Genomic DNA, 12,327 nt, shown 5'->3' on the forward strand with positions numbered 1-12,327 from the left:
TAAAAATAGCCCGGTGTTATAATTTTGTTGTCATTTTGTTATTATCAAACAAAAAAGAGAAGGAGGGGACTCGCCAAAATGCAGGAATATGAGTACGAGTATGCAGAATTCATCTACTATAAGCCGGGTTATTTGGATAAAGAGGAGCACATTTGGCCAGTCCGGGCAGGACGAAGTGTAGCCAAATCCAATTACCGGGTTGGTCCCAAGCGTATTGAGTGTTACAGTCTTCATTTTGTGCATGAAGGCATGGTCAGGTTTGAGTTTGATGGCAAGCGAGTGGACCTGCAGAAGAATGATCTGTTTTGTCTGTTTCCCGGCAGAACCTATTACTATCACATGCTTCCCTCGGAATCTCCGCTGCGAATGAACTGGCTGGCATTGGATGGGGCTAAAGTCAAACCATTATTGGAGCTGGCTGGCTTGACTCCGGAAAGCCCGTTCGGCAAACAGATGGTTACTTCTCGGGTCCAAGAAACGTCTGATCGTCTGATTCATGCATTGGCATGTGTGGAACGGTGGAAGCCTGCAGTATCACTGGAGTTGCACGGGTTGGTATACGGGTTGTTGGCTAGTCTTGTTCCCGACACCAACTATACACAGCCTACGGAACTGGCGAGTTGGATTCATGAATGCATGGATTACATGGAATTGCATGCAACAGAGGGCATTTCCGTGCAGCAGGTCGCCGACTTCGCGGGGGTGCATCGTTCGTACTTCTCCAACATGTTCACCAGTCAGGTCGGTCTGCCTCCGTTAAAATTCATGCAGCGAATACGAATGGATAAGGCCAAACAGCTTCTAAAAGATACCGATGCAACCATTACGGAGATTGCTTTGTCGCTGGGTTACCCGAATTTATATTCATTTACAAGAGCATTCAAAATCTATTATAAAGTTCCTCCAATCATGATGCGGAGAACCTCAAGCTGATCCAGAACATACTGCTGTCCAGTTTGGAGAACGCTTACTTTTTTTGATTGGATTTTGAAAAAGGAGACTCCCACAATGAAGCTCTCTACAATGCAAAGATGGATTTCACCGAAACGCAGCATTCAGGGGAAAATTTTTATCGCTTTTATTGCCGTTACGCTTGTATCCATCGTTTCGATTACGGTCATTGTTTATATGAGCATGCGTGAGACGATCATGCAAAATGCCATCACGTCAGTTTCGGACAGCATAAGGCAGGCGGATGAATCATTGAACATGATGCTGGAAGAGATTGATCGTCTGAATACCGTCGTGGTGACTAACAAAAACACGGTCATTGACACTTTGCTTAGTCCGAATGAGGAGATCAGTTATGAGTGGTTTCAGGAGCAGAAGCGGATGGATGAATTTCTATCGTCCCTGATTGATTATAAGGCTTACATTTCACGGATCGCCGTTGTGGGCCTGAACGGGAAGGTGTTCTTCTCGGGTGGGCCTTGGCTGGACAGAACGATTTTGGGTACGCCAGTGATGGACTATATGCTGCAAAATGGATCAAGGCACGCATATTTCAAACAGACAGGGGTATCAGATGCTGTCACTATTGGTCGGGAGATTCGTTATGACCGTGCACCCATTGGGGTTGTCATGGTTGACGTGAATTATGAATTTATCCAGAAAACATATGACGTGAGGCCGACTACAGATAGCATGATCTATGTACTGGACAAGGAAAATCGCTTCATCTATGAAACCCGAGCTACCGCATCTCTTGCTCCTTCATACGAGGAAATTAAGGACATTAATCAGCAATTCGGAAGGAATGGTGACGCGGTCAGGCAATATATGGATGGAAAAGAATACATCGTTCTTTGTCGTCAATCCGACTATACTGGGTGGAGCACTATAGCTTTAACTCCAATAGATTCTCTTCTGACCGAATCTGTAAGGCTGCGCAAACTGCTGGCAGAGGTGTCCATGATCGTATTTGTCGTTGTGCTGATCGTTTCACTGCAAGTCTCTTCCCGAATTACCCTGAATATTCGAAAACTAAAATCGCTGATGATGTTTGTGAAGGATGGCAATTTTACGCTACCCAAAAAAGAGATTAAAAGCGAAGACGAGACAGGGCAACTGTATCTTGTCTTCATCAGCATGATGGAAGAATTGAAAAGACTGCTCGAAGGAATCCGCCTCAGCGAGAAAGAAAAGCGGGAAGCTGAACTGACCGCGCTTCAAGCACAAATCCATCCTCATTTTTTGTACAACTCGCTCAATACAATCAAGTATTTGGCCAGATTGAACGGAGTGCCGAACATTGAAGAGGTGTCGGGATCGTTGATTGAGCTCATGCGGAGTGTCCTCGGAAATTCAAGCGAATTTCTTACACTACGGGAGGAATTAGCATATGTTGAGCACTATGTCTCCATCATGAAGTACAGATATATGAAGCCGATTCGACTGATTACCGAGATTGAGGATGACGCATTGTTGGATTGCCGGGTATTGAAGTTGATGCTGCAGCCCCTGGTTGAAAACGCAATTATTCATGGTATTGGACCACTCGAACAGGATGGATTCGTGTTGATACGGGTGTATGAGGATGCAAACCATCTCCATATTGATGTGGTGGACAACGGCAAGGGGATCACGGAGGAGCAACAGAAGAATTTACTGGAAGGTACGGGCACAAAAGGCGAAACATCACGTTTTAGTGGAATGGGTGTACGTAATGTACACGAACGAATTGTTCGCATGTATGGCGACTCCTATGGCGTCCATTTGTGCAGTGAACCGGGGTTTTACACCAAAGCCGAGATTCGGCTGCCCAAACTCGAGAAACGTATGGAAAATACCAAACGAGAGGTGACATAAGCCATGTTTCAGGTACTACTCGTCGATGATGAACCGTTGGTACGCCATAATCTATGGACGTTATTGGACTGGGCAAACTATGGATTCGAATTATGCGGTCAGGCGCATAATGGGTTAATTGCTTTAACGATGATTGAGCAGTCGCCACCGCATATTGTGATTATTGATGTAGATATGCCTGAAATGAATGGTGTAGAGCTAAATCGGACCATCAAGGAACGTTTTCCGTGGATAAAGACCATTATGCTTAGCAGTTATGACGATTATGACTACGTGCGGGATTGCCTGAACAATGGCTCCATCGATTATTTGCTCAAGCATCGGTTGGACGATTCAACGCTGCTCCACATTTTGAATAAAGCCGTATCGGAATTGCAGCAGGCAGATCGGTTGCGTGAGAAACACGTCGCTGAGAAGGCAGAAGCAGAGAAAGGGAATTCCGAAGTTATGCGCGATTATTTGCTGTATTTGCTCAAAAGACAGACGAAAGCAACGTATGGATTTGAGGATTTTTCCCAGAAATACAATCTGTATCCGCATGCGTCCAGATATGCAGCAGCAGCTTTACAGATTGTTCCGTTCCTGCTGCTGACAGAGTCATACAGTGACGTGCAGACCAATGGTCTGATTCAGCAGGTCGTCGATATGATGCAGCAGAGCCTGGGTGATATCCATGAGCGGACAGCGGTGTACGTAGAGGAAGGGCGATTTGTTATCGTATTTTCTTTCAAGGAACGAAGCGAGCACATCATACAGCGCGAGGTAGATGGACAACTGCGGAAGATTCAGCATGCATTGGAACTGTTCTTGAATCTGCAATGTGTAACCGCTGTGGGACATGTATGCACCAGTCTGTCCCAGTTGGCATCCAGCTACTGCTCAGCCGAAAGTACACTCGATGGATCTTCGTCGAAAACGTTCAGTAGTCCTATCATTCCCGAAGAAAGCCCATGTTCGGACAAACATCCATCGGACAAGCGTTCAGATGAATTCCATCAACGCCAGCGTGTTTCACTGACCATTGAGGAGCACAAACAGCTTCTATTATCCATAGAAAGGTTTGATAAGGTTGGCGTGCACCAATTGATTTCCTCTATTTTTGCTTCGATAGACCACCTGCCTATCCACTCACATACGGTTCAGATGATGGTCAGCGAGCTCATGCAAATGGGTGATAAAGCATGGAAGAGCTGCTTGCCTTCCACAGATCCAGCGGTAGCTAAGCTGCCTTCAAGAAGCGAGCTTGGTCGAATGAAAAACATAAGAGAGCTGGAGCAAGGCCTGCAATCCTTCTTCTCCAGCCTGTTTCATTTGCTGAATCAGCATCGTGTGGTGGGGTCCTATTCTCGGCATGTCACGCAGGCCATTCATATCATCCTGGAGAAGTATCCAGGTTATGTCACATTAGAGCTTGCTGCAAATGTCATTGGGCTGAATGCCTCCTACTTAAGCAGAATATTCAAGGAGGAGACGCAGCGGACTTTTTCGGAATATCTGAATCGTGTTCGGATTGATGAAGGGTGCAAGCTGCTGGACAGCGGTCAATATTCAATTAAGGAAATAAGCATGCAAGTGGGTTTTACGACGCACAACTATTTTTTTAAAGTGTTCAAAGAAATAACGGGTTTGACACCGCAAGCGTATTTGAGCAATCCGGGAAAAAGAAAGAACGATATAAAGCACCCTGACATACTCACGGGGAACGATGCCGATCAGAGCAAAACTCAAAACTTGTAAAATATGTGGAGTAAAGGGTCATATTATTGTAATTGCCTTCCATGCCTAGTGAATTATAATGAGCACACACCAATAGCAAACGCTTACAATTTACATTTGGTGATAAGAATTGGGGGGCACAACTTATGCGTAAACGCTGGGGAAGAAATGTGATTATGACAATGATCGCTTCCAGTTTGATGCTGGCTGGATGCAGTTCCGGTGGAACCGCTAACGAATCTGCATCAGAGGTATCGAAAAACGACGTTCATACGACCGGGTTTCCAATTGTGGACCAACCGGTAAACCTCAAGATGTTTACCCGAATTGCACCCGTAAATGGCCCTTTCAAGGAGATGCCGGTTTTCCAGGATTACGAGAAATTGAGCAACGTGAAAGTCGAATTCATTGAAGCGCCAACAGATGGTTTTCAAGAGAAAAAAAATCTGCTGTTTGCATCGAATGAGCTGCCTGATGCCTTGTTCCGTTCAGGTCTTTCCCCGCTAGAAGCCATTCGCTACGGTTCGGCAGGCCAGTTAATTCCGTTGGAAGAACTTATCGATGAGTACGCTCCGAATTTGAAGAAATTAATGGAGGAATACCCCGAGATTCGCGCAGGCATCACTACACCGGAAGGTCACATTTATACGATTCCGGGGATTGTTACGCTGAGTGCGGCCCGGACGGATAAGAAATGGATCAATCAGATGTGGCTTGACAAGCTGAATCTGGAAGTGCCGGAGACGACCGAAGAACTGTACAACGTTCTGCTTGCCTTCCGTGATGGCGATCCGAATGGAAACGATAAACAGGATGAACTACCGATGACAGCCCGTGTGGGATTGGCTGTTGTGAGCGCGATGAGCGGATCCTTCGGTTTGGATTCACAGCTTGGATATAACATTAATATTGATAATGACAAAGTTAGCATCTGGATGGGCAGTGACCAGAATAAAGAAATGCTGATGTATTTAAACAAACTGTATAAGGAGAAGCTTCTGGATCAGGAAATATTTACACACACGGAAGCACAGTATCTGGCCAAGCAGGGTTCAGGAAATACAGGCTTTTTCTTTGACCAGACAAACAATAACTTTTTGTCGATCAAAGACCAATATACGGGTATCGCCCCACTGGAAGGTCCGCAGGGTGACCGATTGCAGAGCCAGGCTTTGCCCATTGCCAGAGATTTTGGAGCCTTTGCGATCACATCCGTCAATAAATATCCGGAAGTCACGATGCGTTGGATTGATTATTTCTACAGTGATGAGGGTTCTACGCTGTTGAGATTCGGAAGAGAAGGCGAGCATTACGAGATAAAGGATGGTATTCCCTACTATACAGAGGACTTCTTGAAGGATATCAGCAATCAGGCCAAAATCACGCCTTATGCCGGAGGAGGCGCGCCACATCTCATCAGCGAACAGGTTGCCTCTTTTATTAATCCACCGCAGGTGCAGGAGGCACAGCAAAAGCTTGATCCGTTCATGCCAAAAGTCCGCTATGCAGCTCCAATGTTTGATGAGCAAACCGCCCAGGAAGTCAATATTTTGCGAAATGATATCGACAAATATTACGAAGAACAAAGTACAAAATTTATCGTAGGTGCGCTTGGCTTTGACAAATGGGAGCAATTCCAGTCCACGCTCAAAAAGATGAGAATCGAGGAACTGGAGAAGATATATCAGGATGCTTATGACAAGATGCAGAAGTAATGCTGAAACATCATGGATGAGGAGCAGATGCCCATGAAAAGCGCCAAAACGGATACAACGATTACGATGCCACGAAGTCATTCAAAAAAGAGTTCAGGCCTCTTAAGGCAAATGGGCAAAAGATTGGATCTATACCTTATGCTGCTTCTTCCAGTCACTTGGTATGTAGTATTTCACTATGCTCCGTTATATGGACTGCAAATTGCGTTCAAAAATTTCAATCCGGCCAGAGGAATTCTCGGCAGCAGCTGGGAAGGCTTCGGTCACTTCGAACGATTTTTCAATTCATATTATTTCTGGAGACTACTATGGAATACACTGTCCATTAACCTGTTCTCCTTATTGATTGCCTTTCCGATTCCCATCCTGCTGGCACTAATTATCAATGAAATTCGCAATAAAACCTTCAGCAAGTGGCTGCAAAATATTACGTACATTCCTCACTTTATTTCAGTGGTTGTTATCGTTGGCATATTGAATGTGTTTCTCTCGCCCCATACGGGTCCAGTCAATCTGCTGATTGAGGCATTCGGAGGTACACCGATCCGTTTTCTAGAGGAAGCGGGTTGGTTCAAGACCATTTTTATCAGCTCGAATATATGGCAGAACATGGGCTGGCAATCCATTATCTATATTGCAGCCTTGAGCGGTGTGAACCCGCATCTGTATGAAGCTGCCAAGATGGATGGAGCGTCAAGACTGCGGCGTATTTGGCATATATCGCTGCCCGGTATTGCTCCAGTTGTTATCATTTTGCTTATTTTGGATATTGGTCATTTCATGAACGTGGGGTTTGAGAAAATTTTGCTGATGCAAAACAATCTTAATCTGGAATCGAGTGATGTCATTTCAACGTTTGTCTATACGACAGGGATCTTAAAGGGAGAATACAGCTATACAGCTGCTATCGGACTCTTTAATTCAATCATTAATCTGGTGTTGCTTTTACTGGTCAATCGGATTGCGCGCAAGACGTCTGAGACGAGTTTATGGTAAAGGAGGGCAAGGTCCCATGTCCAAGCAGGCGACACTACAAGCCAGTTCCAATGAACGAATTTTCGATGTAATTATATACATCATCGCTTCAATTATTATCATCGCTGTGCTGTATCCGTTGATTTTTATCGTCAGCGCTTCGTTCAGTGATCCCACGAAAGTATTGAATGGAGAAGTGTGGTTGCTGCCCAAAGGACTGACTTTGGACGCCTACACGAACATTTTGCACAACGAGAAGATTTGGATGGGGTATCGCAATACGATAGTTTATACGGTTGTGGGCACCGTGATTAACATTATCATGACCGTGTTGGCAGCATATCCCCTTTCGAGACCTGATCTTCCCGGGCGTAATATAATCATGGTTTTTATCACGCTAACAATGTTTTTCAGCGGTGGATTAATTCCAACGTATCTATTGATCAAAAATTTGGGCATGGTGGATACGATGTGGGCTCTGATTGTACCCGGCGCGATCGCCACATACAATCTAATCGTGATGAGAACGTATTTCCAGTCGAGTATCCCCTGGGAACTGCAGGAAGCTGCCCACATGGACGGGTGCTCCAATTGGCGGCTGCTTCTGAGCATTATTCTGCCCCTGTCCAAGCCGATTCTTGCTGTGATGGTGCTGTTCTATGCTGTAGGACACTGGAATTCATTTTTTAACGCACTCATCTATATTCGCAACGAAAATCTGCATCCGCTTCAACTGGTACTACGCGAAATTCTGCTGATCAGCCAATCCGATGCCGTAGACGGTAACATTGGACTGGAGGACAAAATCCTGCTCGCGGAGAGCATCAAGTATGCGGTGATTATCGTTTCCAGTTTGCCTGTACTGTTGATGTATCCTTTTGTGCAGCGGCATTTTGTTAAAGGGGTCATGATTGGATCGATTAAAGGTTAAATCCATATCAATCACAATGATGGAGGAACTATGTTGAAATCTAACGCAAGGATCAGTATCCATTGTAATAGCTTAAGCGAGCACACGGTCAACCCTTATTTATTTGGACATTTTGTGGAAGACATTCGGGACCATATGGAGGCGATGCTTGCATTTCCATTGAAGGATATGGACTTTGAAAGCGAAGCTGAATCAAGAATTTCTGTATCGGGGAGCTGGCAGGCTTACACCAACGGAAGAAATACTCAATATGCGATGGAACCCCCGGCTCTCAGACATTCGGGTCGCGCTCAGCGTATTCGAATCTTAAGTGATGATGAAGCGTACGCAGGGATTGTACAGAGGTCCGCATTGAAAGGGCCGATGGATTACACCTTCCATATTGTTGCGCGGGCTTCCATCGGACTACAATATTTGATGGTCGAAGCGGTCGATAGACGAACTGAAGAAGTTCTTGGTCAGTTGAAAGTCGAGTTGGACAGCCATAACTGGCGGGATTATGAAGGACGGCTGACGATCATGCGCGCTTGCCCCGATGCAGAAATTCGAGTGTATATTCCGGCCGAGCATCCAAGATGGATTGATCACGTCTCTACTGGAATGCTCTGGCTGGATCATGTGTCTCTATTGCCTGTCGATCATATTGCCCTAGTGAAACGTGAAGTGGTAGAGATGACGAGAGCACTAAACGCAGGCATGATGAGACTCGCAGGTAACTACATTAGTGCTTATCACTGGGAGCATGGCATCGGCCCGGTTCTGGAGAGACCCGTCATGTACAATGAGGCATGGGGAGGATGGACCAGCAAATATTTCGGAACGGATGAATTTATCCGCTTTTGCCACGAGCTGCAGGTAGAACCTTTGATTTGCGTGAACGATGGCTCGGGTACACCTGAAGAAGCCGCCCAATGGATCGAATATTGTAATGGTAGTGTGGATACGCCGATGGGGGCTCTTCGGGCGAAGAATGGATCGCCTGAGCCTTATCACGTCAAGTACTGGGAGATTGGCAACGAGGTTTGGGGGCAATGGCAAGTGGGTGCATGCTCTGCGGAACAATTTGCGGAGCGGACCGTTCAGTTTGCAAAGGCGATGAAGGAAGTGGATGATTCCATTGTGTTACTGGCCTGTGGACATTATGAGCAGGATTGGAATAAAACCGTGCTTGCTCTGGCAGGAGAGCATATCGATTATCTAACGTTACATCTGTATCATGGCTACGGTCCCTTTGGCATGAATCAGGATACGCCGGCTGAGGAGCGGTACAAAGCAATGGCGAGTTATCCCGAGTGGACCCGGCACTATATCCGCCAGACAACGGAGGTCATCCATTCCGATGTCAAACATCAACATGTGAAGCTGGCGATCACTGAGTATAACACGATGTATTATCCAAACACTGTGCGAAAAGGACTGCCAGACGAACACACCCTTGGCGCTGCCGTGGCGAATGCGGCTAATCTGAATGAAATGATTCGTTGCAGTGATAGCGTGCACATCGGAAGTTTCTCCGATCTGGTCAATGGTTGGCTAGGGGGATGCATTCGCGTCGGGGATTTCTATGCGGATCAATATCGGGGCAAGCAGGCTGGATGGAGTGGACGTCCACTCACGATCTATGGTACTCCAACCTATGAAGTATTAAAGCTTTACGCGAATCGGGATATTCATCATCTTCTACCCGTGAAGACCGAATGTGGAACATTCTCTGTAGCTTCAACCAAAAAAACGCCTATAGAGCTGGACGCTCTTCCCGATCTGGACATTGTAGCCGGGACGAATGTTGATCGCAGCCTGGTCACCCTGTTTATTGTGAACAGAAGCTTGGAGGAGGTACGGGTTGAGCTGGATTTGCAAGCTTTCGATGGAAGCGAAGAGGCGACCTTATATGAGATAACCAGCGAATCACATAATCATATCAACTCCGTGTTCCAACCAGATCATATCAAGTGCACAGAGCGTAGGGTTTTGACCGAGGATTGGCAGCGTGGTTACTTATTACGTCCGTCATCCATCTATGTACTGGAGTTTGGAAAGGTAGATTAACTGATGAGTTGACGTCCCGTAATGTAGATAACAGGGTTTCAGAATGTGTACCTAAGTTCTGAAACCCTTTGATCTATTCCAGATGGTGTCTCGACCACCAGATCAATAAGTTACTTGTCTAATGAAAATAGGCATTTTAAATATTCACCAGCGTTCTTTTATACAACACGGGTATTGCTGCTGCTATAAGGATTACACCCATGACAGCAGGTGCGGCATGACCAAGGGATACATAGATTTGACCTCCAATGATAGGACCAATCATTCTCGCTAAAGCCCGTATGGATTGGCTACCTCCCTGAACCCTTCCTTGTTCACTGGAATCAACAGATTTCGAGAGCATCCCGTTGAAGGAAGGCCCGAAGATCGAATCGCCAAAACCAAATATAAACATGCCAGCGATAAAAAGAGGATAGAAGGAGAACAAAGTAGACAGCGCAATAAAACCGTAGCCTATAATCTCCGCGATCATGCCAAGAATGGCTATCTGTTTATCACCAAGTTTTTTCAAAAGCTTTGGCATGATGAGACTTTGTGAGATGATGTCCTGAACACCCATAATCGAGAACATAAGTCCAATGAGTGCTGGCTTCCAACTGAAAGTATCTATTGTTAATTGTGAAAAAACGGCCTGTAATGATCCGTTGGGTATCCACAGTAAGAATGCTGAGATAAGCAACCTGTTTAAATTTTTCATGGAAAGCAGGTTTGCAAGCTGTATGAATGGATTAAGTCTTGCAAAAGTAATTTCTTTCAGTCTATTTTTCTTGTCAAGGCTCTCAGGCATAAAAAAGAATCCATATATAACATTCACTAAAGTGATAACTGCTCCAAAATACATGGGTGCAGCATAATCGATCTTCGCCAGTAACCCGCCTACAGTCGGGCCAATGACGGTACCTACACCTACAACTGCGCTCACCCACCCAAAGTATTTGGTTCTCTGTTCTGGAGGAATAATGTCTGCAAAATAGGCGAAGATCGTGCCAATGCTCCCGCCTGTTATCCCCTCAATGATGCGCCCCGCAAATAGTACCCATAGAGCACCTCCTATGCCAAAAATCAAGTACCCGATTGCAGAACCCAAAAGGCATATCAGGAGCAATGGACGACGGCCATATTTGTCGCTCAGAGCGCCAAGTACGGGGGATGCAAAAAACACGCAGAAGGCATACACAGAGGTCAACAGCGTAACAACAATAGCTTGTTCTCCCGGACTGCTTATATAAGGCTGCACTAAGAACGGGACGACAGGTGCTATGATACTGAAGCCTATTCCGCAAAGAAACACAGAGATAAGACCGAATAATAAAGCATGTTTATCTATGGTTGGTTCTGTTTTTTGCTCGATTTTCTGTTCGGTTTTCTGTTCCATGTTCTGTTTATGGTGTGATCGTGATCGAAATTTAAACATTAAATTCTCCTCTCCAGAGTAGCGATTTTATTTCCTTGGAAACATTAATAGCGTACAACCACTTTGTTTCCTTGTCAACAAAATAATAACGATAAAAAATGCAGCCTGCTCTTTATCGAGCACGGCTGCATTTAGTTTACTTTCATGATTCGGATTTATTCCGACTTGATATCTGCACCCAGTTTCTTCTTGATCTCTGCATCCAAATGCCGATTATACTTGTCCACGAAGTGAAGCATGCTGTCGAATTGTTCCTCGGTTACCTGCTCAAATACGGCTTTATCTCGCTCTTGAAACTCGTTATGCAGATCCTCATGAATTTGATAAATGGCTTTCCCTTGCTCCGTCAGCCTAAAGTAGATTTCTTTCTTGTTATCCGACTTCTGGTAGCTTTCGATAAGGCCCTTTTGTATGAGCTTTTTCGTTAATTTACTTATGGCACCGCGAGTCATATAAAAGGACTCCGCAAGTTTGGTTACATTGGAATCTACATTTTTTTCAATGTATTCGATGCAATGCACTTCAGAAGGCTTATAGCCCTTAAGACTGTCTTCCATTTTATCTTTATTAAGCCGAACGATCTTGTTATATAAGTCTCTGAAACCCACTAAGACCTGTTCTTCTTTGTTCATGGCTTATCCTCCCACCCGTTGGTGCATTATAACATTATATTAAATTTTGGTTTCCAGTACAAAAGCCTTTCTGACTACTGCATAAAT

The 12,327-nt window shown here is 45.2% G+C and carries 9 protein-coding genes; 7 read left to right on the forward strand and 2 right to left on the reverse strand.

The window, feature by feature from the left end:
* The first annotated feature begins 78 nt into the window (after window positions 1-78).
* From QP794_RS13275 to QP794_RS13305, 7 genes are all read left to right on the forward strand, one after another.
* Window positions 79-933, forward strand: a complete 855-nt coding sequence (locus QP794_RS13275; RefSeq protein ID WP_285077172.1) for an AraC family transcriptional regulator — start codon at window positions 79-81, stop codon at window positions 931-933.
* Between the two features lie 75 nt (window positions 934-1,008).
* Window positions 1,009-2,808 carry a sensor histidine kinase gene (locus QP794_RS13280; protein WP_285077174.1) on the forward strand — a complete coding sequence of 600 codons (1,800 nt, stop codon included), beginning with the start codon at window positions 1,009-1,011 and terminating at the stop codon, window positions 2,806-2,808.
* 3 nt (window positions 2,809-2,811) lie between these two features.
* Entirely contained in the window at window positions 2,812-4,545 is a 1,734-nt protein-coding gene (locus tag QP794_RS13285; RefSeq protein WP_285077175.1) for a response regulator, read from the forward strand.
* 125 nt (window positions 4,546-4,670) lie between these two features.
* Window positions 4,671-6,239, forward strand: a complete 1,569-nt coding sequence (locus QP794_RS13290) for an extracellular solute-binding protein (RefSeq protein WP_285077177.1) — start codon at window positions 4,671-4,673, stop codon at window positions 6,237-6,239.
* Window positions 6,240-6,272: 33 nt separating this feature from the next.
* A complete protein-coding gene (locus QP794_RS13295) occupies window positions 6,273-7,235 on the forward strand; it encodes an ABC transporter permease (protein WP_024631782.1) in 963 nt (320 codons plus the stop codon).
* 16 nt (window positions 7,236-7,251) lie between these two features.
* Window positions 7,252-8,145: a carbohydrate ABC transporter permease gene (locus QP794_RS13300; RefSeq protein WP_285077179.1), complete on the forward strand. Its 894-nt coding sequence runs from the start codon at window positions 7,252-7,254 to the stop codon at window positions 8,143-8,145.
* 33 nt (window positions 8,146-8,178) lie between these two features.
* Window positions 8,179-10,194, forward strand: a complete 2,016-nt coding sequence (locus tag QP794_RS13305; RefSeq protein WP_285077476.1) for an alpha-L-arabinofuranosidase C-terminal domain-containing protein — start codon at window positions 8,179-8,181, stop codon at window positions 10,192-10,194.
* A gap of 136 nt (window positions 10,195-10,330) precedes the next feature.
* Here the strand turns inward: QP794_RS13305 and QP794_RS13310 are convergent, their stop codons facing one another.
* Both QP794_RS13310 and QP794_RS13315 read right to left on the reverse strand, forming a co-directional pair.
* On the reverse strand, window positions 10,331-11,608 hold the full coding sequence (locus tag QP794_RS13310; protein ID WP_483311904.1) for an MFS transporter: 1,278 nt from the start codon (window positions 11,606-11,608) through the stop codon (window positions 10,331-10,333).
* A gap of 155 nt (window positions 11,609-11,763) precedes the next feature.
* Entirely contained in the window at window positions 11,764-12,240 is a 477-nt protein-coding gene (locus QP794_RS13315) for a MarR family winged helix-turn-helix transcriptional regulator (RefSeq protein WP_094936551.1), read from the reverse strand.
* Window positions 12,241-12,327: the final 87 nt, after the last annotated feature.

Source organism: Paenibacillus sp. UMB7766-LJ446 (assembly GCF_030226665.1).
In the GTDB taxonomy this organism is placed as follows: domain Bacteria; phylum Bacillota; class Bacilli; order Paenibacillales; family Paenibacillaceae; genus Paenibacillus; species Paenibacillus vandeheii.

Coding starts and splice junctions, on each gene's coding strand:
- QP794_RS13300 (WP_285077179.1), top strand. CDS start 7,252: ATGTCCAAGCAGGCGACACTACAAGCCAGTTCCAATGAACGAATTTTC.
- QP794_RS13315 (WP_094936551.1), bottom strand. CDS start 12,240: ATGAACAAAGAAGAACAGGTCTTAGTGGGTTTCAGAGACTTATATAAC.
- QP794_RS13295 (WP_024631782.1), top strand. CDS start 6,273: ATGAAAAGCGCCAAAACGGATACAACGATTACGATGCCACGAAGTCAT.
- QP794_RS13310 (WP_483311904.1), bottom strand. CDS start 11,608: ATGTTTAAATTTCGATCACGATCACACCATAAACAGAACATGGAACAG.
- QP794_RS13290 (WP_285077177.1), top strand. CDS start 4,671: ATGCGTAAACGCTGGGGAAGAAATGTGATTATGACAATGATCGCTTCC.
- QP794_RS13280 (WP_285077174.1), top strand. CDS start 1,009: ATGAAGCTCTCTACAATGCAAAGATGGATTTCACCGAAACGCAGCATT.
- QP794_RS13275 (WP_285077172.1), top strand. CDS start 79: ATGCAGGAATATGAGTACGAGTATGCAGAATTCATCTACTATAAGCCG.
- QP794_RS13285 (WP_285077175.1), top strand. CDS start 2,812: ATGTTTCAGGTACTACTCGTCGATGATGAACCGTTGGTACGCCATAAT.